The sequence below is a fragment of the Methylobacterium sp. P1-11 genome (genome assembly GCF_008329595.1).
GTDB lineage: Bacteria > Pseudomonadota > Alphaproteobacteria > Rhizobiales > Beijerinckiaceae > Methylobacterium.
This window is the reverse complement of record NZ_NPKS01000042.1, coordinates 1-19353: the sequence shown is the minus strand read 5'-3', so window position 1 is coordinate 19353 and position 19353 is coordinate 1. Positions and strand designations below refer to the sequence as shown.

Below are 19353 nucleotides of genomic sequence, written 5' to 3'. Positions count from 1 at the left end.
CGGTGGTCCTCTGGTGGGTGGATCGTGCGGTGCGATGTGCAGCGATTCGGGCGGGACCGGCTACCAGGGCCGGCCGTTACGGTTCGGCCCGAGCTGGTCGCCCCGGAGCCCCTTCTCGGGCCAGGCGGGCAGGCGGAACGAGTCGCTGCCGGGGCGCTCGTGCGCGGGCGGCGGCACGAAGCTCCGGTCCACGGGCTCGATCACCTCGGTATCGGCGTGGCCGGCGCCGTCCGTCACCGTGACGGCGAGACGGCGCGCGCCGGCCCGCCAGGGAATGCGGGCATGGACCGTCCGGGGGCCGTCCGGCACCATCGGGTGGGCCGGGCCGCCATCGACGCGCAGGTGACAGCGCCGCTCGGCCTGGGGCCGGTCCGACAGCACGAGGGCGCGCACCGAGATCGTGCCGTCGGCGGCGTCGAGGGGCGCCGTGGCGAGGCGCCGGTCGGCCGGGCTCGTGATCATCACGAAGGGCAGCGCCCGGTCGAGGGGCTTGAACCGCCAGCTCGTGACCGGCCCGTCGATCGCCGCGACCGCGTAGCCGACCGAGCCGTCCTCGTTCTGGCCGACCGAGCGGGCCGCGGCGTAGAGGGTGCGCCCGTCCGGGGCGAGCTCGTTGTAGTGGGTGTGGCCCATCTCGACGAGGCGCACGCCGTGATGGCGGATCAAGCCGGCGAGCGATGCCCGCTCGTCGGGCACGCAGAGATCGTCCGGGTAGGTGTGGGCGAAGACCGCGCTGGGCAGGCCCTCCCGCTCGGCCCGGGTCAGCTCCTCGCCGAGCCACGCCAGCTGGTGGGGGCCGAGGCGGAAGTCGAGGCCGAAGCCCTTCTGACCGTAGCCGGGGCTGACCATGTCGAGGAACAGGCAGCGCACGCCCGCCCAGGTCTCGGCGAAGTAGTAGTGCGTCACGGAGACCGGGTCGCGCGGGCGCGGCAGGTCGTGGCACCGCGCCGCGTGGCCGCCGCCGCGCGGGCTGCCCGCCACCGCGGCGAACAGGGCGTCGAAATCCGCCATCGAGCCGTGCTGCCGGTCGTGGTCGCCGGCGATCAGGCGCACCGGCAGGGCCGGGTGCCGGTCCAGGGCCTCGCGCAGCACCGCGTACTGCTCCATCCGCCCGTCCTCGGCGAGGTCGCCGGGCAGGTAGGCGAAGTCGAGGAGACCGCGGTCGTGCAGCCCCGCCACCTCGGCGAGCATCGCCCGCAGGTCGGCGGCGTGGCGGTCCTCGGCGCGCTCCAGGTGGAGGTCGCCGATATGCGCGAAGGCGAACACGCCGTGTTTCGCCGTCATGGCGCGCTAGTGCGCCGTCTGTGGTTTCCCTGAGCCATCGTGCCCCCCGGACAGGCCCGTCCGCCCCGGCCGGGAATCGGCCGCGGTGGTCGCGACCGGCCCGACGTTTCGGAGACGGCGGGGTTCCGGCCGCGGGGGAGGGCGCCCGCCGGCGGAACCCTACATTTTCGTGAGCGCCGGCCCGATCCGCGACCGGTCGATCGGAAGTGTCGTGAAAGCAGACACTCGATGTCGTCTCAGCCGACAGTTTCCGGCACTTCGGCCGGTGAGGACGCGGCGCGCGGACCGGCGCGGATCAGTGCGCGCGCCGGAACAGATCCGGCAGGTAGCGTTCCAGGGTCTCGTGCCCCTCGAACTTCACGTCCACGGTGGCGGCGGCGCCCCACGGGCGGTGGAGACCCACGACCCGGCCGCGGGCATGGCGCCAGATCCCGAGGATCTCGGCGAGGTCGAGCCGGTCGAAGACGACCTCGTCGCCCGGCGCGATGGCCGGGTCGGCCCTGCCGGACCAGGCCTCGGGGGCCGGGTGGCGGGGTATATCTCCGGCCCGGGAAGGCTCATCTCCCGGATCGAGGCCGGCGGAGAAGGTTTCGTTCGCGGAGTGCTCGCGGAAGAGCATGATCTTCACTAAGCCGTTGCGATAACTGGATAATTGCAGGTTCAATCCGGTCCGACAAGGCTTGTTCCGGCAGCCCGCGCGCCGGTGCGACCTGTATTCGGTCACCCGCTCGGCCGACCTGGGCCGCCCGGGCGCCGCGTCCCGTCCCCGCGACCGGACCTCCCGCGGGACGGGACCGGACCGGCGCGCCGCAAAGCGCGCAGCATTCGCATCTCCGGCTCGGGGCATCGGGAGATCGATCGTGTCGCCGAACGACGATCTTTGGAATTTCGGGGCAGACCGGGCTGATCTAAATCTGACGCGAGACAATCCTCCGCGTGAGACGGCGCCAGTCGACCTGATGGATAGTGTCCGCATGCTTTCGGATGCGGAGCGATCCATCGCGGCCAGACCGCCGGACGTGCCCCCGCCCATCCCCGCCAGAGTCCCGCCCGATGAAGTTCCTGCGTCTCCTCGCCCTCGCGGCGCTCAGCCTCGGCGCCCTGCCGGCCGGGGCGGAGACCTTCAGGATCGGCGTCGTGCCCGGCGCCTACGGCGATGCCGTGACGGTGGCGGCCCGGGAGGCCAAGGCCGAGGGGCTCGACGTGAAAGTCATCGAGTTCAGCGACTGGACGACGCCCAACGTCGCCCTCGATGCCGGCGACATCGACGTGAACTTCTTCCAGCACCGCCCCTTCATGGAGAATGCCGCCAAGCAGAAGGGCTACGCGTTCGACATCGTCGGGCTCGGGATCCTGTCCAATATAGGCCTGTACTCCCTGAAACATAAGAGCTTCGACCAGATCCCGGCGGGCGGCACCGTGGCGATCGCCAACGACCCGGTGAACCAGGGCCGCGGCCTGCTGCTGCTCCAGAAGGCCGGGCTGATCAAGCTGAAGGACGGTGTCGGCTTCCTCGGCACCCTCGACGATATCGTCGAGAACCCGAAGACACTGAGATTCACCGAGGTCGAGGGGCCGCAGCTCGCGCGGATCACCGGCGACGTCGACCTCGCCCTCGGCTACCCGCACTTCATCGTGGCGGCCGGCAGTTTCGACCCGACCAGCGGATTGATCTATTCCGGTATCGAGGACCGGCGCTTCGCCGTGAGTTTCGTCACCAAGGCCGCCCGCAAGGAGGACCCCGTGATCCGGAAATTCGTGACGCTCTTCCAGAACTCGGAGGCGGTGAAACAGCAGATCCGCAAGTCCTTCGCCAACAGCGACAAGCTCTACCTGCTGGCGTGGCAGAACTGATGGTCGGCCTGATCTTCGACAGCCTGCGCGATCCGGACACGCCGGTCGCGGCCGGACGGGTGGGCTCGGACGCCGCAACTGCCGCCCGGGCGCCGGCCGCCGCGCCCGGCCGGGAGGCCGGGACGGTGCGGTTTGAGTCCGTCTCGAAGACCTACCGCTCCGCCGCAGGACCGGTGCAGGCGCTCGACCGGGTGGACCTCGCGATCCCCGCCGGCGCGATCTTCGGCATCATCGGCCGCTCGGGGGCGGGCAAGTCGAGCCTCCTGCGCACGGTCAACCGGCTGGAGGCGCCGAGTTCGGGCCGGGTCTTGGTCGACGGTGCCCCGATCGACGCCCTCGACACCGACGGGCTCGTGGCCCTGCGCCGGCGCATCGGCATGATCTTCCAGCACTTCAACCTGCTGGCGGCCAAGACCGTCCGGCAGAACGTGGCGCTGCCGCTGACGGTCGCGGGGGTCCCCCGGCGCGACATCGGCCCGCGGGTCGCGGAGGCGCTGCGCCTCGTCGGCCTCGAGGACAAGGCCGACACCTACCCGTCGCGGCTCTCCGGCGGCCAGAAGCAGCGGGTCGGCATCGCCCGGGCGCTCGTGAGCAATCCGGAGATCCTGCTCTGCGACGAGGCGACGTCCGCCCTCGACCCGGAGACGACGCTGGCGATCCTCGACCTGCTGCGCGACATCAACCGGCGCCTCGGGATCACCATCATCCTGATCACCCACGAGATGAGCGTGATCCGCGAGATCTGCAGCGACGTGGTGGTGCTGGAGGGCGGCCGGGTCGTCGAGACCGGGCCGGTCTGGCGCGTCTTCGGGGCGCCCGAGCACCCGACCACCCGGGCGCTGCTCGAACCCCTGACCCGCGGCCTGCCGTCCGATCTGGCGGCCCGGCTGCAGCCGCAGCCCGCGCGAGGCGGCTCGGCGATCCTGCGGATCACCTGCTCGGGCCAGGCCGCGCCCGATCTCTCGGCCCTCGCGGGCGCCGGGGCGTCGGTGCGGCTCCTCCAGGCTGGCATCGAGCGGATCCAGGGCCGCGCCGTCGGCCGGATGCTGGTGGCCGTCCCGGCCGAGGATCCGGGCGCGGAGGCGCGGCTGCGGGCCCTCGGCGACGTGGAGCGGGTCGGCTACGTCCCCGCCGACGCGGCTCTGGGGTGAGGCGATGCGGGACCGCTCTCTGCCCGACACCCCGACCGCGCAAGCCGCCGAACCCGGAGCCCAGCCATGTCACCGCAGATGATCGAACGCCTCTGGCAGGCCTTCCTCGACACCGCGCTCATGGTCGGGGTCTCGGCCGGGATCGCCGTGCTCGCGGGCATTCCTCTGGCGCTGTTCCTCGTCACCTCCGGGCCCGGCGGCATCTTCCCGGCCCCGACGGCCAACCGGGTGGTCGGGACCGTGGTCAACGGCTTCCGGGCCGTGCCCTTCATCGTGCTGCTGGTGGCGCTGATCCCGTTCACCCGGCTGGTGGCCGGCACCACGATCGGCGTCTGGGCGGCGATCGTGCCGCTCTCGGTGAGCGCGACCCCGTTCTTCGCCCGGATCGCCGAGGTTTCGCTGCGGGAGGTGGATGCGGGCCTGATCGAGGCCGCCCAGTCCATCGGCTGCCGGCGCCGGCACATCCTCGCCCACGTGCTCCTGCCCGAGGCGCTGCCGGGCATCGTCGCCGGCTTCACCATCACGGTGGTGGCGATGATCGGCGCCTCCGCGATGGCCGGCGCGGTGGGCGCGGGCGGGCTCGGGGACGTCGCCATCCGGTACGGCTACCAGCGCTTCGACACCACCGTGATGGTGGTGGTGATCGCGATCCTGATCGCCCTCGTGTGCGTGGTCCAGTTCGCGGGCGACACCGCGGTGCGGCGGCTCCGGGCCCGCTGACGGACCCACGCCCCGGCACGAGGCGGCCCGAACCCGGGGCCGCCTCCCTGAGGCTGAACCCGTGAGGCTGAATCCATGAGCCTGCACCCATGAGCCTGCACCCATGAGCCTGCACCCATGAGCCTGCACCCATGAGCCTGGACATGGACGGATCCGTCGCCGCCGGGGCCGCCGAGCCGCTCCCCCCGCCGCCGTCGCCACCGCACCGGATCCGCTCGGACGCCGAGGCGATCGCGGCCGCGCGGGCCGTGGCCCGGATCTTCGCGGCGGGCGCGGCCGAGCGCGACCGGGACCGGCGCCTGCCCTGGGCGGAGATCGCGGCCTTCACGGAGAGCGGGCTCGGCGGCATCACGGTGCCGCGCGCCCACGGCGGCGTCGGGGTCTCGCACGCGACGCTCGCGGAGGTCTTCGCGATCCTCGCCGCCGCCGACGGCTCGGCGGCGCAGATCCCCCAGAACCAGTTCGGCGTCCTGGCGCTGGTCGCGGTCGCCGCCAGCCCCGCCCAGCAGGCGCGGATCTACCGCGACGTGCTCGCCGGCCACCGGATCGGCAATGCCGGCCCCGCCCGCAACGGCAAGGCCATCACCGGCGTGGACACGCAGCTGTCCGCCGGGCCGGAAGGCCCGCGGCTGAGCGGCACGCGCTTCTACTCCACGGGCGCGCTCTTCGCCCACTGGATCCCGACGCGCGCGGTCGGCCCCGACGGCGGGCCGCTCCTGGTCTTCGTGCGCCGGGACGCGCCCGGCGTGCGGGTGGTGGACGACTGGCAGGGCTTCGGCCAGCGCACCACGGCGAGCGGCAGCGTGATCTTCGAGAACGCCCCGGTCGCGGACGATCTGACGATCGACCTCGCGCCCCTGGCCGGGCGCCCGGGCCTGTTCGGTCCGGTCTCGCAGCTGATCCACGCGGCGATCGATGCCGGGCTCGCCCGGGGCGCCGTCGCCGCCGCCCTCGACTTCCTGCGCACCCGGACCCGGCCCTATCCCTTCACCGCCGAAACCGTCGCGGAGGATCCCCACATCCTCGGCGAGGTCGGACGGCTCACCGTCGACCTGCACGCCGCCGAGGCGGTCCTGGCCCGGGCCGGCGGGACGCTGGACCGGATCGCCGCGGCCCCGGTCACCGCCCAGAGCGCGGCCGAGGCCTCGGTGGCGGTGGCGGTGGCCAAGATCCTCACCACCGAGATCGCCCTGGAGGCCTCCGAGCGGCTGCTCGAACTCGCCGGCGCCTCGGCGACCCGGGACGGGTACAATCTCGGCCGGTTCTGGCGCGACGCCCGGGTCCACACCCTGCACGACCCAGTGCGCTGGAAATACCACCTCCTCGGCAATTACGCCCTGAACGGCGTGCTGCCGGCCCGGCACCAGTGGAACTGAGGACCGGGCCATGCCGCTCCAGCCCCACGAGACCGCCTTCAACGAGGCGCCCGCGCCGCCTCGCCCGGTGCCGGTCCTTCCCGACGGCGCCGCCGCGCTGGCCGTCGCCGACCGGCTGGCGGACGCCTTCGCCGAGGCCGCCGTCGAGCGCGACCTCGCGCGGCGCCTGCCGGTCACCGAGATCGCGCGCTTCACCGAATCCGGCCTCTGGGCGATCACGGTGCCGACGGAATATGGCGGCCCCGGCCTCGACAGCGCCACGGTCGCCCAGGTGATCGCCCGGATCGCCGCGGCGGACGGCTCGCTGGGCCAGATCCCGCAGAACCATTTCTACGCCCTGGAGGTGCTCCGCAACGGCGGCACCGAGGCCCAGAAGCGCGCCCTCTACGGCCGTGTCCTGGCGGGCGAGCGCTTCGGCAACGCGCTGGCCGAGATCGGCGCGCGGGACCACACCCGCCGCACCCGGCTCGTGCGCGATCCCGCGGGCTGGTATGTCGAGGGCCGCAAATACTACTGCACCGGCTCGCTCTACGCCCACCGCATCCCCACCCTGGCCAACGCCGAGGAGGACGGCCGGGAGGTCGCCTACCTCGTCTTCATCCCCCGGGACGCGCCGGGCGTCACCCTGGTCGACGACTGGGACGGATTCGGCCAGCGGGTCACCGGCTCTGGCTCGGTCCTGTTCGAGCGCGTCGCCGTGGAGCCCGACTGGGTGGTGCCGTTCCAGGCCTCGCTGGAGCGGCCGACCGCCATCGGCCCCTTCGCGCAGATCCTGCATGCCGGGATCGATCTCGGCATCGGCGCGGGCGCTTCGCGGCGACTTTGCCCTTCGTGCGCGACCGCGCCCGGCCGTGGATCGATGCCGGGGTCGCCCGGGCCAGCGAGGATCCGCTGACCCTCCACGCGCTGGGCGACGTCCAGGTGCGCCTCGCGGCGGCCGACGCCCTGCTGGCGCGGGCCGGTCGCTTCGTGGACGCCGCACAGGCCGCCCCCGACGCCGAGACCGTTGCGGCCGCCTCCGTGGCGGTGGCAGAGGCCCGGGCGGCGAGCCACCGGGCCGGCCTGCTCGCGGCCAACAAGCTGGTCGAGCTCGGCGGCACCTCCGCCACCGACCGGGCCGAGGCGCTGGACCGCTACTGGCGCAACGTCCGCACCCACACCCTACACGATCCGGTGCGCTGGAAGTACCACTGGATCGGCGCCTACCACCTCGATGGCCGGCAGCCGCCCCGGCACGGAGCGCTCTGATGGCCGCCACGACGAAGCAGATCCTGCTGAACGCCTTCAACATGACCTGCGTGGGCCACATCAACCACGGGCTCTGGACCCACCCGCGCGACCGCTCGTCCGACTACAACATGCTGTCCTACTGGACCGAGCAGGCGAAGCTCCTGGAGCGCGGCCTGTTCGACGGACTGTTCATCGCCGACATCATCGGCGTCTACGACATCTATGGCGGCGGCATCGACGTGACCGCCCGGGAGGCCGTGCAGCTCCCGGTCAACGATCCGACCGTGATGATCTCCGCGATGGCGGCGGTGACCGAGCATCTGGGCTTCGGGGTGACCATCAACGTCCACCAGGAGGCGCCCTACACCTTCGCCCGGCGCCTCTCGACCCTCGACCACCTCACCGGTGGCCGGATCGGCTGGAACATCGTCACCGGTTATCTCGACAGCGCCCACCGCGCTCAGAGCGGCGGCACGTTGCCGGCACATGATCGGCGCTACGACTACGCCGACGCGTATCTCGAGGTGCTCTACCGGCTCTGGGAGGGCAGCTGGGACGACGCGGCCGTGCGCCGCGACCGGGCGGCCCGGGTGTTCAGCGACCCCGCCCATATCCGCAAGGTCGTGCACCGGGGCGAGTTCTTCTCCATCGAGGGCTACCACCTGTCGGAGCCGTCGCGTCAGCGCACGCCGGTCCTCTACCAGGCGGGCGCTTCGGGCCGCGGCCGCGCCTTCGCGGGCCGCCACGCCGAGTGCGTGTTCATCTCGGCCCGCGACCCGGCCTCCGCCCGCGAATCCGTCCGCGCCATCCGGGCCGAGGCGGTCGCGGCGGGGCGGGATCCCGACGACGTGAAGGTCTTCGTCGGCCTCGCGGTGATCCCCGGACGGACCCGGGCGGAGGCCGAGGCGAAGCGGGACGAATACCTGTCCTACGCGAGCCCGGAAGCGGGGCTCGCGCATTTCTCCGCCTCCACGGGGATCGACTTCGCCCGCTACGGCCTCGACGAGCCGATCCCCTATGCACCGGGCAACGCCATCCAGTCGGCCACCGCGGCGGCGGCCAAGCGCGGCCTGACCAAGCGCGACCTGCTGACCGAGCTGCAGCTCGGCGGCCGCTACGCGGTGCTCACCGGAGACGCGGTCGCCATCGCCGACGCGCTCCAGACCTGGATCGAGGAGGGGGAGGTCGACGGCTTCAACCTCAGCCGGATCGTCGTGCCGGAGAGTTTTTCCGACTTCATCGACCTCGTAATCCCGGAACTGCAGGATCGCGGCCTCTACAAGACCGCCTATGCCGAGGGCTCACTCCGGGCGAAGCTGTTCGGCCAGGGGGACCGGCTGCCCGCGCGCCATCCGGCCGATTCCTACCGCCACCGCGACCCGCCTCAGCGGGTTTGAGCTTCGCCGCTCTCGGAGCCGAACCAGCGGCCGTAGATCTCGTCGTAGCGGCCATCCTCCCGCAGACCGAGGAGGGCTTGGTTCACGCGCTTGCGCCGGGGATCGTTGGCCGTGAACAGGATGCCGTAGGATTGCCGGTTGAAGGCCGGCCCGATCAGGCGCAGCGGTGGATGGTCGGGCTGCGTCGCGTAGTAGCTCAGGGCGGGGGCATCGTAGACCACCGCGGCGACGGTGCCGGCCTCCAGGGCCGCACAGGCTTCCTCCAGGGTCGCAAAGCCTACCGGCGTGGCGAAATGGTCCGCCAGATAGGCGACCGACGTAGTGTGGACGACCGTGCCCACCCGCTTGCCCGGCAGGTCCTGCGGGCCGTTGATCGCGCCGCGCAGGCGCTCCACTGTCGCCGTGCTGGTCAGACCGGCCGTGAACCACGCCACCAGGGCGATGCAGGTGAACAGCCAGACCACCGTGACGGCCCGGGCCAGCGGGCTGCGCGGCATCTCGTCCGCCTGCGCGGCGAGGCTGCTCAACGCCCACCAGAGGACATGGGCGAAGCCGTGCGCGGGCCGCGCCCGCGCGGCCATGCCGCCCGGATGGCGCCGCTCGAGCCACCAGATCAGCGCCGCCACCGCGAGGATGAGGGCGGCAAGCCCCAGGAGGACCTGCAGGAAGGCGGCGTCGCGCAGGAGCGCCTGGAGGGCCCGCGCCGTGGCCGAACCGGTCGCGTCCGGCCCCGCCCGGACGGCGATGCGCAGGCCGGTTTCCAGCATCGTGACGGAGAAGTCGAATTGCTTCTCGCGCTCCGCGGTGATCGACACCGCCGCGATGGCGAGGTCCGCGCGCCCGTCCGAGACCGCCGCGAACAGTGCCGGCAGGTCGTCGACGCGGACGAACGCGGTCCGGACAGCGAGGTCCCGCGCGATGGCATTCCAGAGATCGATGCTGAATCCCCGCAACCGGCCCTCCGCGTCCATGACCAGGGGCGGCACCGGATGCGTCGCGACCCGCCAGGTCTCGGGGTCGTTCGTGCCGAGCGGGAGGGGCACCCGGTCGGCTGCCGCCTCGGACCTCGCCTGAACCGTCTCCCGCGTCTCGGCGCGGACCGGGCCCGCGGCGAGGCACAGACAGCCAGTCAGGATGGCCGCGGAGACGACGGATGAGCGCGGCACGTCAGAGACTCTCGATCCAGTTGCGCAGGACGGCGCCGGGCGCTTGATCGGGCTCGGTGCCCAGGTGTTGGGACGCATCGCTCGGGATGAAACCGAACCGGCGCTTGAATGCCCGCCGAAAGGTCCGCTCGTCCGAGAAGCCGACCGCGAAGGCGACCTGCGAGATGCGCAGGGGCTTGGGGGCATCATCGCGCACGAGCATCCGCATCGCCGCCATCAGGCGGCGATCGCGGATATACGCCACGATGCCGTTGGGGGCGAACAGGCGGTACAGGGTCGAGCGCGACAGGCCGAGTCGCGCCGCGATCAGGGCGGGCGTCAGCTTCGGATTGCCGAGTTCCGCCTCGACGAGGCGGCGGACGCGGATCCGGACATCCTGGTGCTGCGAGGGGCGCCCCTCTTCCTGTCCGCGCAGCCAGCTGGCGCAGAGCTGGGTGATCGCCGCCGAGGCCGCCAACGCCTCGCGGCGGTCAAGGAGGTCGCCGCAGGCGACGACGTTGGCAACGAAATTGTGGACCAGCCGCCCGAACGGGTCGCCGTCATGGTCGAGGGGACGCCCGTGCAGGGCGTCCGGGTGGCAGCCCTGCTTCTCCAGCAGGGCGCGGGGGATCACGACGTTCGTAGCATCGACGGCGCCCGCCACGATGCGCACGGGCTGGGCGAGATCGAAGACGATGCACTGCACCTCGTTCACGCGGCCGGTGCCGTGATCGGTCTCCACAAGGCTCTGCCCCCGCCGGTAGAACTGCAGCAGGATGTGGTCGAGGCCTTGCTGTCCGATCATCGCCTGCGTCCGCACGAGGGTGTGGGCCGGTGCCACCACGTCGCCGACCAGCAGGTCGCCGAGATGATAGCTGCGCATCGCGATCGGAATGGTGAGGTCGGTGTCCGGGCGAAAGCTGACGTCGAAGATGGGCGCGAGATGGTCCTGCCAAGCCCGACCGAGCCCCTCGGGATCAACCGGCGGGTCAAATCGCAGACAGGCGACCTCTCCGCCCGGAGCATCGCCGCCGGCCGTTGCCGCGTCCGGGTCCCGGTTTCTATCCGCGGAAGACATACGTAGAGCCTGACACCTGCTGTTCCCGCGACCGACGAAGAACGAGGGCCTACCCCAAGGTCACATGTGGCATCGCAGTCGGGTTGTCCCGCACGTTAGCCGTGTCCATCCCGACAATCCCCTCATCGCTCGACGACAGACGCGGCTGTACACTGTCCTTTGTCGCGGCATCGGATCACCACGGCCCGCGCTCCCGGAATGGTTCCCTCCGTCCCCGGCAGAGGGATCACCGTACCAGAACGGTGCGTGCGGCACCCATTGTGGCAGCCAGGTGAGAGTCTGTTAAAGCTGACGACACCGGCGCTGCGGTGCGCTCGGGTCTGTTCGGAGCGGGGTTTTCGAGCCGGCTGTGGCGGGACGGAGCGGTCCTGGGCGGGCGCCTAATCGGCTTGGCCGCCCCCGGCGTGCAGCTGTCGCTGGGCCATACTGGCGACCTGCGCCCCTGGCGCCGCCGCACAGCTCGTCTCCACTGGCCTGGAGGCCGTCTGATGATTGAAGCCGCCCGGCCGCGATCGGCACCCCGCTGGAGACAAGGATGGGTGGCAGCGAAAGCCGCGATAAGTCGCCTATCCAGGTGGAGCCGGCGTCACGCCGCCCCGGCCGTTGGCGACGGCTGTTCGACCTTCTCGAAGGCATTGAGATGCTGGTCCAAGCCGGCCGGCTGCTCTGGTTATTCCTGAGAGGATTGTGGCTGGCCGCCGGGGCAATCGTGCGCTTCTTCGGTGACCGATGAGCCGCGCCGGCATCCGCGGCTGGTCACGTCTTTCGGGCCGCCTCCTGTCCGTCGCGCCATCAATCCGGGAGGCGCTGTCTCCGAGACGCGTCGCGCCGCCAGCGCGGGGCCTGTGCGCCGGGCGGATGTTTCACGGGAAACATCCGCTTGGGCGGCCTGAACGCTGAGGCGCCGGGCATCCGGCGCCGACGCGCCTCTTCGCGACCTCAGCCGAACAATCGGCTCGCTACGATCTGCGGGTCGATCGGCTTCTGGCACAGGGCCACGGCCCCGTGGAGCGAGGGCACCGCGACCGGATCGTAGCCGGTCACGAACAGGAACGGGACGCCCCGCGCATGCAGGGCGTCGGCGACCGGATAGACGAGTTCGTCCTGCAGGTTGATGTCGAGGACAGCCGCGTCGATGTCGGCCGTATGGGCGATCAGTGCCAGCGCCTCGCTGACGCTTGGCACCGGACCCAGGACCTGTGCGCCACCTTCCTCAAACTCGGACTTGAGATCGACGGCGATGAAGTAGTCGTCCTCAACCAGCAGAACCCGCCGGCCGGACAGAGCGCGTAGGGTCGGATTCATGCGGGGTTGCCTGCGACTTCTCCCTCCGGGAGGGGGATATTGATCGAGCAATGTAGCGCCGTGTCGCCGAGTTCGTAGCGGGTGGTCGCCTTCAGGGCATAGGGCAGGGCGTGCTCGATCAATTCCCGGCCATAGCCGCCCCGCGGCGCCGCGTCCGGCAGATCCGCTCTACGGACCAGACCTTCCTCCATCCACTCGACCAGCAGCCGGCCGCCGTCATCCGCCAGATAGGTCCGCCATGTCACCGTCAGGCGCCCCTGCGCGGTGGTGAGGGCGCCGTATTTCAGCGCGTTGGTGGCGAGTTCGTGCAGGGCCAGCGCGAAGGTCTGGACCGTGGCCTTGCGCAGCCGCACCACCGGCCCATGGAGACGGATGCGCTCCCGCATGGCCGGCGCGTTGAGGGCGGCGAGTTCCGTCTCGATCAGGGCCTGGAGCGTGATCGGTTCCTGGTCCGAGCGCGAGAGCAGGCCCTGGACCCGGGAAAGAGCGGACAGGCGGTCGTTGAACCGCTCGCGAAACGTCTCACCGGGCCCGGTCTGGGCCATCGTCTGCTTGGCGATGGAACGTACGACGCCGAGCAGGTTCCGGGTCCGATGCTGCAGCTCGGCGACCATGACCTGCTGCCGCTCCTGAAGCTGACGCAGATCGTCGATGTCGGTCGAGGTGCCGAGCCACTCGACGATCCGGCCCTGCGCGTCGCGGACCGGTGCAGCCCGGGTCTGGAACCAGCAGAAGCGTTGCTCGGCCGCGTTGCAGAGCCGGTGCTCGAAGGAGAGGTGGCCACTCACCGGCGCCTCGTGCCAAGCCGTGGCGGCGGCCGCGTAATCATCCGGATGGACCGCGGCCAGCCAGCCCCAGCCCAGGCTCGTCGCGTTAGTCTGGCCGGTATAGGCGTGCCATTGCGGGCTCGACCAGATGCAGGCCCCATCGATTCCGGCGCGCCAGATGAGTTGCGGAATACCCTGGGCGAGGGTGCGGAACAGCTCCTCACTCGCGCGCAGGCGGCGCTCGGCCAAGACGCGCTCGGTGCTCTCGACCACGATGGCGATGACCCCGGCGGGCCGGCCATCCTCGCCGAACACCGGAGAGTAATCGAGATTCATCCAGACGGCCTCGGGCCGTCCGTAGCGGTGCAGGGTGAGTTCCTGATCCTTGTAGGACAACGTCCCGCCGGCCAGAACGACGCGCATCACGTTGTCGTTGAAGTCGGCGACCTCGGGCCAGCCCTCGCGCACCTTGGAGCCGAGGAGCTGAGGATGGCGCCCGCCTGCAAAACCCGAATAGGCATCGTTGTAGATCATGATGCCGTCCTCACCCCACAGCAGCACGATCGGCACAGGCGATTGCAGCAGCGTGCTGACCGCGAAGATCAGGCTCTGCGGCCAATTCGCCAGTGGCCCCAGCGGCGTCTCCGCCCAATCGTAGGTCCGGACGAGGTCGGCCAGTTCGCTGCAGCCGGCCGAGAAGATGCAGGCCTCGCCCATGCGGTGACCGACTCGTGAGGCTGCGGCTCGGGCAAGGGCAGCGCGGATGGCGGGAGACCTCCCCCGATCGGCCCAGGGGCGATCCACGGGCGACCCACGGGCGGCCCGCCCCTCAGGCGCGCCACGACGAGGCTACTACACCGCTCGGGCCCTTGATAGGGGCGCTCCGTCTCACCGATTCGGCCGGCGATGCGCGGTCGACATCATCCGTCGGGTTCGGATGGGTGGATGCGTCAGCGTGGAGCGGTCTTCAGGCCGTGAACCCCGGGGCATGGCGGTTTCAGGTCCGCAGGACCGATCCCGGCAGGGCTGCGAGCGCCGCCGTGAACTTCCGTCGGCCTGCCGGACTTCTACAGCGGAGGGCCGGGGCAGCCTTGCTACGGCCCAGGGAGAACCGATCCATCATGCGCGCATCGACCATTGCCGCCGCCCTTCTGACCGGGATCACGACGGCCCTGTTGGCAGGTCCCGCCACCGCGGCGCCCACCGGTCCGTCCCCGTCCGTCGCCGCGTCTGACGGCCTGCTGACCACTGTGCGGGCCAAGCGCCACCGCGCCCGGCGCAGCACCCGGATGCCGAGCGGCAGCCGGTTCAACAACGTCACACGCGGCGCCATCGGCGGTGACAGCGGCGGCAACGCCGTCACGGGGAGCACGGCGGCCCCGAGCGGCCGTTAGGATTGCGCCGGACCGGCCCAGTGCCGGCCCGGCCTTCCCCGAGTCCACCCGAGGAGTTTCGGACCGACAACGGGGGCACGCACTTTAGCCGCGCCCCATGGGCTCCGGAAAGCGCCGGGCAAACCAGTCGCGCAGGATCTGCCGCTCGTAATACAAGCCGCCGGTGGAGAAGCGAGGATTGGATGTCAGCAGGAAGTTGATATCCGTCACCGTGTCCTCGCCCTGCGCGACGAGACGTCCGGTCCGGCGCAGTCTGTAGGCGAGACGGATCCGCGGCGGCGTCGCGTCCGTCACGACCCGCACGCCCGTCGGGGCTGCAAAGCCGGGGCGGTCGAAGCCGGCGAGATCGACGTCGAGCACTGTAATGTCGAGGCGCTCATCCGGGCGGAGCCGTGCCGTGCCGAGATCCTGGAAGATCCGCGTCAGCTCGGCGAGGGTGAGCCGGAGCGGCTGCCCGGAGCCGAACCGGTTCTCAGCATCGGTGAACCGGTCCGGCGCAGCATAGCGGACCTGGACCCGTGCCTGGATTTGGGCGGGGACTTGGGCGGAGGCCGGTCCGGCCATCGCTAGCGCGGCCATGACCGCGAGGGCGGCCAAGCCGCCGGCGAAACGCGTGCGCATATCCAACTCCTTCCCGCCCGATCCGGGCAGGCCTGTCGGGTGGAACCGCCCGGTCAAAGGCCCGTATCCCGCGTCGCCGCGCATGGCCGGCTGCGACCGAATGGCTCCTGCCCGTTCATAGTCTCGCCGTGTTCCGGGCGCCTCGTATCGCACCCGGCCCGAGGGACGAGCCGGTTATGGGAGTCCGATGCGCATGATGAACTCTGTTCTGGCGCTTCTTACCGTCGTGGCGGTTCTGCTGGTCACGGCGCTGATCAAGCTGCCGCTCCTGCCGTTCCGCCTTGTGGGCCGTCTCCTGCGGAGCCGCCCGGCGGCGGCCTGACCGCGCCGCTCAGGCTGCCGCGTCGATGATGAATTCCATCCCGCGACCCGGCCCCTGATCGGAATAATCGACGAGCGCCAAGCCACGCTCGGCCAGGGTTGCCTCGACGGTGTCCCGCTCCTTCCGCACCATCTGGCCAACCGCCAGAGGGGTCAGCCGGGGACTTGCGCGCCGCACTTGGTCGACTCCGATACTCGCGGGCAGGCCCGCGCCCTCCGCGATCCGGGCGAGGGCGAGCCCCAGATCCCGCGCCTTGGTCTCCGCGGCGGATTTCGGCTTGAAGGCCATCTGCTTCTCCTTGTGCACGACCGCCCGCCTCAGGCGGCCTCCCGGTCGACGCTGACATCGGGAAAGGCCCGGATCCAGACCCGGCGCCCCTTGGCGTCGTAGACCTCGACCTGCCAGTCCGACCAATCGAACCGCTCCACGACCCGCTCCATCAGAGCGAGCGCGACGCCGTCGGCATGGGCCCGCATCTGGCCCGCATTCGGAAACCGTCTGCCGCGCAGATCGGTCACCAGTTCGTGGCCGTCCGTGCAATGGAAGCGGTAAAGGCGCGTCGGTGTTGAGGGTCTCTCGATCAAGCCACAGCGCTCCACGGCAATCCGCTTCGTTCATGATATGTTCTAGATGACCCGGGATCGCAATGCACCCGGATCTCGAGACGCCCCCTGCGGAGATTCGCCTCAGGGCCGCCGAAGCGACCGCTGTCGCCCGGCCGCGAACGGCGACACGCGCGCATCGCGGCCGTTACGGGGATACGGACTGACGTCGGCACGGTGACGCAGCGCCTCACCCCGCAAGGCAGCCTGGCATCTCCGGACTATGCCCGGGACTGGACGGAAGCGGGCCACGTCTGGGCGCCGCGCCGGATCGAGGCCCCTCGCGCAGGTGGATGACGCCCCGGAGAGCCAGGACCATCGCCGCCTGGACGGCGATGGTCCTGGCGGGGATCAGCGATCCGCGCCGCCGCGGCGGGCCATGGCGCCGGGCTGACCCAGACCGATCGCCTTGGCGAGGGCGGAGCGCTGCTCGGCATAGCCTGGGGCGACCATCGGATAATCAGCTGGCAGGCCGTAACTGTCGCGATAGCTGCGCGGATCGAGGCCATGACTGGCCAGGTGACGCTTCAGGGTCTTGTAGATCTTGCCGTCAATGAAGCTGACGATCCCCTCATGGCGGACCGACTTGCGGATCTGGGTCGCGCTCGGCTTCTCGACATCGGCCTGTGGGGCCAGCCCGGTCTCCGCCGTCAGGCTCCCGGCGACGAGCCCGCTGATCGCGCCGTGCACCCGCGTGATCAGCGCCGGAAGCTCCGAGGCCGGCACTGGATTGTTCGACACGTAGGCGGCAACAAGCTCGGCGGTCATCACGGCCAAGGTGTCGGATACCTCATCGAAGGTTTCGGTCATGGTCGGGCTTTCAGATAGCGGTTTACGTGCTGATCGTTTGGGCTTAATAATGGTTTAAACAAAGTAAATATGAAACGAAGACTCGACGAATAACTGCAAATTTTCTCGCGTCGAGTAGCAGTCGGCAGGGGATAAATCTGCCTCCGTCTGTGCAGCCGGATGACGATTGGCCGCTCACCGTCGAAGATCGCTGAGGATCCTTGGGGATTTCTGCCGCCCTCGCCGGCGTGACGGAGCGCAATCGGGCGGGCCAAGGGTACGACAGCACCGGTCCGTCCCGGTGATCGCCATCGGGTGCCTGCGAGGCTCGTGCGTTGCGCAGCGAAAAGGGCGGCCGCGCGGCGGGCTGCGACGACCGGGAACGAAGCCTGAGCGGCTCAGCCGGCCCCGTACCCGCCCTTCCGGTTATCCGGCTGCGGCGCAGGCGGCCGGCTGTCGTAGCCGCCGCTCTCGGGCGCTTCGTCGGATCCTGGATTCACCGGACCGGGTGCGTGCGGACCGCTGCCGCCGGATGTGGGATCAGGCTGCTTCGCCGGGCTGGCCGGCCGGTCCGGTGGGAGCGTTCCGAGCGCTTCGCGTGCAGCGTCGACATCCTGTCCCATGCGTCCCCCCAACAGCCGTGCAGACCTTCGTGCAGGGCCAAGGCAGAAGGCGGCCGCATGTTCCCCGGATGGTGGCATGGCCGGGCGCGGCCTCCGGTCACCCGGATCCGGTCAGCACCGGCCGACCGGTCGTCGGCGGTGCGGCCGAGGCTCATCGACGGCCTGGCGGCCGCGGCTCAAGAGATCGACCGGCGCCCCCTTGCTGGTGAGGACATGGCGGCGGGCCTCGCTTACTTCCCCGATGTCGCGGATGAAGCCGCGTGCACGGATCGGCCGGCCGATCGGGCCTGAGGTACCGGTCGACACGTCATCGCGGTCTTATTTCCGCTGCCCGGTCGGATTGGGCGTCGCCGACGTGTCCGGCGCGACCGCCGGATTGATGGGCGTGACCTTCGACCACGTGGCCGCGATCGCCGCGATGGCGAGCAGCAGGGCGACGAAGATGCCGATGAGGGTGAGGCGCTTCATGGGGGCGGTCTGAGACTTCCGAGCGGAGGGAGCTGAGGGCTGGGAACGGCCGGGCCGACCGTTCGATCCCGCCCCATGCAGGATCCCCGACGGGGCGCGCCGATCCGCGTGGCTCCGACCGCTCTACGGCCCGTCCGGGCGGAGGCGGGTCAAGGCCGCCGCTGCGTGTCGAGCCAGCCCTTCGAGCCGGCGCACAGTCCCGTCATCCGGGATGACCGAGGCACACCAATAGGCACCGAGTGCGGCGACCGGCTCAGGCGAACCGATCGGCACCATCACGAGGCTGCGCATCGAGGTCAGGCGGTAGAGGGCAATCGGCACCCGGGGATCACATTCGACGTCCGGCACGACGATGGTCTCGTCGTCGAGCATAGCCCGCCCCGAAATGCAGGTCGTCAGTGGAAACCGGCGGCCGCGCCACAGTGGCTCGATGGCATCCTCGGCGGCGTAGAATGAGACGTCGCCCTCCCGCAGCACCACGGCGATCCCGTCGGAACCGGCGATCTCCCGTGCGGTCTCCCGAAGGATCATGACGATGTCCGCGATGGAACGGGCGGTCGCCAAACGGCAGGATGCCCGAACCAGACCCGCGGCGGGATCCAGGGAGAGTTCAGCCATACGAGGCGCGTCGCGCGAGCACTCCGAATTCAGGCGATGCCACATTGCCAGCGGCGTCGCCTCGGGGTCCGACATCCCCTGGAACCTGCCACTGTCCCAAGCCTGACCACAGCGGCCATAGCCAGCAACAACCTGGATCAAGCGTTTCACTGCAGGGGATCGGGCCGGGATCGCGCGCCCACGTGCAGAAGAGCTGGAGAAGGGCGCACGTATTGGTGATCGCAGCGCAACGACCCGCAGACGTCTCGGAATAGTTTCCGACCGCCCAATCACAACGCTGCGATGATGTGCTCCAGCGCACCTTCCAGATCATCGGCTCGGGACCGCCGCCGACGCTGTTGCAACAATGCACTATCGCACCCGCACATCCTGACGTCCTGTCCGCTCCGCACACATCCCGTCCAACGGGAGACAGAGGACCAGATGATCAAGAAGCTTCTTCTCGCGAGCGCTGCTACCGCACTTCTCACCGGCGCCGCCTCGGCTGCCGACCTTCCGCGCCGCGCCGCTCCGCCGCCTGTCTTCACCCCCGTCCCGGTCTTCACCTGGACCGGCGCCTATTTCGGTATCAACGCCGGCTACGCCTTCGACGCCAGCGACCGCAACACC

20 protein-coding genes and 2 pseudogenes are annotated in these 19353 nt (G+C 70.6%); 10 read left to right on the top strand and 12 right to left on the bottom strand.

Annotated features, from left to right (window positions below; genetic code table 11):
• Positions 1-60: 60 nt before the first annotated feature.
• Positions 61-1284 carry a metallophosphoesterase gene (locus CIW48_RS28910; protein ID WP_149313865.1) on the bottom strand — a complete coding sequence of 408 codons (1224 nt, stop codon included), beginning with the start codon at positions 1282-1284 and terminating at the stop codon, positions 61-63.
• A gap of 295 nt (positions 1285-1579) precedes the next feature.
• A complete protein-coding gene (locus CIW48_RS28905; RefSeq protein WP_149313889.1) occupies positions 1580-1771 on the bottom strand; it encodes a hypothetical protein in 192 nt (63 codons plus the stop codon).
• 566 nt (positions 1772-2337) lie between these two features.
• On the opposite strand from CIW48_RS28905, the gene CIW48_RS28900 reads away from it, so the two are divergent.
• The 6 genes and pseudogenes from CIW48_RS28900 (at position 2338) to CIW48_RS28875 (ending at position 9012) form a co-directional block, all read left to right on the top strand.
• Positions 2338-3138 carry a MetQ/NlpA family ABC transporter substrate-binding protein gene (locus CIW48_RS28900; RefSeq protein ID WP_149313864.1) on the top strand — a complete coding sequence of 267 codons (801 nt, stop codon included), beginning with the start codon at positions 2338-2340 and terminating at the stop codon, positions 3136-3138.
• Complete coding sequence (locus CIW48_RS28895) at positions 3138-4289, top strand: ATP-binding cassette domain-containing protein (RefSeq protein ID WP_149313863.1); 1152 nt, start codon at positions 3138-3140, stop codon at positions 4287-4289. The genes CIW48_RS28900 and CIW48_RS28895 overlap by 1 nt, the downstream gene beginning before the upstream one ends.
• Before the next feature lie 66 nt (positions 4290-4355).
• The gene (locus tag CIW48_RS28890; RefSeq protein ID WP_091788758.1) at positions 4356-5009 is read left to right on the top strand and encodes a methionine ABC transporter permease; all 654 of its coding nucleotides are present in this window, start codon (positions 4356-4358) and stop codon (positions 5007-5009) included.
• A 131-nt stretch (positions 5010-5140) separates the two neighbouring features.
• Positions 5141-6385, top strand: coding sequence for an SfnB family sulfur acquisition oxidoreductase (locus tag CIW48_RS28885; protein WP_173009437.1), 1245 nt, complete (start codon positions 5141-5143; stop codon positions 6383-6385).
• 10 nt (positions 6386-6395) lie between these two features.
• Positions 6396-7633: pseudogene (locus CIW48_RS28880) on the top strand (SfnB family sulfur acquisition oxidoreductase).
• The gene (locus CIW48_RS28875) at positions 7633-9012 is read left to right on the top strand and encodes an LLM class flavin-dependent oxidoreductase (RefSeq protein WP_149313862.1); all 1380 of its coding nucleotides are present in this window, start codon (positions 7633-7635) and stop codon (positions 9010-9012) included. Before CIW48_RS28880 ends, CIW48_RS28875 begins: the two are co-directional and overlap by 1 nt.
• On the opposite strand, the gene CIW48_RS28870 is transcribed toward CIW48_RS28875, so the two are convergent.
• Complete coding sequence (locus tag CIW48_RS28870) at positions 9000-10178, bottom strand: transporter substrate-binding domain-containing protein (RefSeq protein WP_246695465.1); 1179 nt, start codon at positions 10176-10178, stop codon at positions 9000-9002. The two genes, CIW48_RS28875 and CIW48_RS28870, sit on opposite strands and share 13 nt — an antisense overlap.
• Before the next feature lies 1 nt (position 10179).
• Positions 10180-11235, bottom strand: coding sequence for a helix-turn-helix domain-containing protein (locus CIW48_RS28865; protein WP_149313861.1), 1056 nt, complete (start codon positions 11233-11235; stop codon positions 10180-10182).
• A gap of 535 nt (positions 11236-11770) precedes the next feature.
• On the opposite strand from CIW48_RS28865, the gene CIW48_RS28860 reads away from it, so the two are divergent.
• A complete protein-coding gene (locus CIW48_RS28860; protein ID WP_149313860.1) occupies positions 11771-11968 on the top strand; it encodes a hypothetical protein in 198 nt (65 codons plus the stop codon).
• Between the two features lie 206 nt (positions 11969-12174).
• Here CIW48_RS28860 and CIW48_RS28855 read toward each other — a convergent pair whose 3' ends face one another.
• Positions 12175-12540 (bottom strand): response regulator, encoded by a 366-nt coding sequence (locus tag CIW48_RS28855; protein ID WP_149313859.1) that lies wholly within the window; start codon positions 12538-12540, stop codon positions 12175-12177.
• Complete coding sequence (locus CIW48_RS28850; protein WP_149313858.1) at positions 12537-14024, bottom strand: HWE histidine kinase domain-containing protein; 1488 nt, start codon at positions 14022-14024, stop codon at positions 12537-12539. The genes CIW48_RS28855 and CIW48_RS28850 overlap by 4 nt, the downstream gene beginning before the upstream one ends.
• A gap of 404 nt (positions 14025-14428) precedes the next feature.
• Between CIW48_RS28850 and CIW48_RS28845 the strand changes: the two genes are divergently transcribed.
• Positions 14429-14701, top strand: a complete 273-nt coding sequence (locus CIW48_RS28845) for a hypothetical protein (protein WP_149313857.1) — start codon at positions 14429-14431, stop codon at positions 14699-14701.
• An 84-nt stretch (positions 14702-14785) separates the two neighbouring features.
• Here CIW48_RS28845 and CIW48_RS28840 read toward each other — a convergent pair whose 3' ends face one another.
• Entirely contained in the window at positions 14786-15322 is a 537-nt protein-coding gene (locus CIW48_RS28840; protein ID WP_149313856.1) for a DUF3016 domain-containing protein, read from the bottom strand.
• Positions 15323-15515: 193 nt separating this feature from the next.
• Here CIW48_RS28840 and CIW48_RS34635 point away from each other — a divergent pair, with 193 nt between their 5' ends.
• On the top strand, positions 15516-15644 hold the full coding sequence (locus CIW48_RS34635) for a hypothetical protein (protein WP_280141091.1): 129 nt from the start codon (positions 15516-15518) through the stop codon (positions 15642-15644).
• Positions 15645-15653: 9 nt separating this feature from the next.
• Here the strand turns inward: CIW48_RS34635 and CIW48_RS28835 are convergent, their stop codons facing one another.
• From CIW48_RS28835 to CIW48_RS28815, 5 genes are all read right to left on the bottom strand, one after another.
• Positions 15654-15932 (bottom strand): adenylosuccinate synthase, encoded by a 279-nt coding sequence (locus tag CIW48_RS28835; protein ID WP_149313855.1) that lies wholly within the window; start codon positions 15930-15932, stop codon positions 15654-15656.
• Between the two features lie 29 nt (positions 15933-15961).
• A complete protein-coding gene (locus CIW48_RS28830; protein WP_244514185.1) occupies positions 15962-16228 on the bottom strand; it encodes a hypothetical protein in 267 nt (88 codons plus the stop codon).
• Between the two features lie 369 nt (positions 16229-16597).
• Positions 16598-17056 (bottom strand): MucR family transcriptional regulator, encoded by a 459-nt coding sequence (locus tag CIW48_RS28825; RefSeq protein ID WP_149313854.1) that lies wholly within the window; start codon positions 17054-17056, stop codon positions 16598-16600.
• A gap of 920 nt (positions 17057-17976) precedes the next feature.
• Positions 17977-18126 carry a hypothetical protein gene (locus tag CIW48_RS33570; RefSeq protein ID WP_173009436.1) on the bottom strand — a complete coding sequence of 50 codons (150 nt, stop codon included), beginning with the start codon at positions 18124-18126 and terminating at the stop codon, positions 17977-17979.
• A 123-nt stretch (positions 18127-18249) separates the two neighbouring features.
• Positions 18250-18744 carry a GAF domain-containing protein gene (locus CIW48_RS28815; RefSeq protein ID WP_149313887.1) on the bottom strand — a complete coding sequence of 165 codons (495 nt, stop codon included), beginning with the start codon at positions 18742-18744 and terminating at the stop codon, positions 18250-18252.
• Between the two features lie 423 nt (positions 18745-19167).
• Here CIW48_RS28815 and CIW48_RS28810 point away from each other — a divergent pair.
• Positions 19168-19353 (top strand): annotated as a pseudogene (locus tag CIW48_RS28810) (porin family protein); the annotation flags it as partial.

Coding starts and splice junctions, on each gene's coding strand:
- CIW48_RS28910 (WP_149313865.1), bottom strand. CDS start 1,284: ATGACGGCGAAACACGGCGTGTTCGCCTTCGCGCATATCGGCGACCTC.
- CIW48_RS28900 (WP_149313864.1), top strand. CDS start 2,338: ATGAAGTTCCTGCGTCTCCTCGCCCTCGCGGCGCTCAGCCTCGGCGCC.
- CIW48_RS28895 (WP_149313863.1), top strand. CDS start 3,138: ATGGTCGGCCTGATCTTCGACAGCCTGCGCGATCCGGACACGCCGGTC.
- CIW48_RS28890 (WP_091788758.1), top strand. CDS start 4,356: ATGTCACCGCAGATGATCGAACGCCTCTGGCAGGCCTTCCTCGACACC.
- CIW48_RS28885 (WP_173009437.1), top strand. CDS start 5,141: ATGAGCCTGGACATGGACGGATCCGTCGCCGCCGGGGCCGCCGAGCCG.
- CIW48_RS28875 (WP_149313862.1), top strand. CDS start 7,633: ATGGCCGCCACGACGAAGCAGATCCTGCTGAACGCCTTCAACATGACC.
- CIW48_RS28865 (WP_149313861.1), bottom strand. CDS start 11,235: ATGTCTTCCGCGGATAGAAACCGGGACCCGGACGCGGCAACGGCCGGC.
- CIW48_RS28860 (WP_149313860.1), top strand. CDS start 11,771: ATGGGTGGCAGCGAAAGCCGCGATAAGTCGCCTATCCAGGTGGAGCCG.
- CIW48_RS28855 (WP_149313859.1), bottom strand. CDS start 12,540: ATGAATCCGACCCTACGCGCTCTGTCCGGCCGGCGGGTTCTGCTGGTT.
- CIW48_RS28850 (WP_149313858.1), bottom strand. CDS start 14,024: ATGGGCGAGGCCTGCATCTTCTCGGCCGGCTGCAGCGAACTGGCCGAC.
- CIW48_RS28845 (WP_149313857.1), top strand. CDS start 14,429: ATGCGCGCATCGACCATTGCCGCCGCCCTTCTGACCGGGATCACGACG.
- CIW48_RS28840 (WP_149313856.1), bottom strand. CDS start 15,322: ATGCGCACGCGTTTCGCCGGCGGCTTGGCCGCCCTCGCGGTCATGGCC.
- CIW48_RS34635 (WP_280141091.1), top strand. CDS start 15,516: ATGATGAACTCTGTTCTGGCGCTTCTTACCGTCGTGGCGGTTCTGCTG.
- CIW48_RS28835 (WP_149313855.1), bottom strand. CDS start 15,932: ATGGCCTTCAAGCCGAAATCCGCCGCGGAGACCAAGGCGCGGGATCTG.
- CIW48_RS28825 (WP_149313854.1), bottom strand. CDS start 17,056: ATGACCGAAACCTTCGATGAGGTATCCGACACCTTGGCCGTGATGACC.
- CIW48_RS33570 (WP_173009436.1), bottom strand. CDS start 18,126: ATGAAGCGCCTCACCCTCATCGGCATCTTCGTCGCCCTGCTGCTCGCC.
- CIW48_RS28815 (WP_149313887.1), bottom strand. CDS start 18,744: ATGGCTGAACTCTCCCTGGATCCCGCCGCGGGTCTGGTTCGGGCATCC.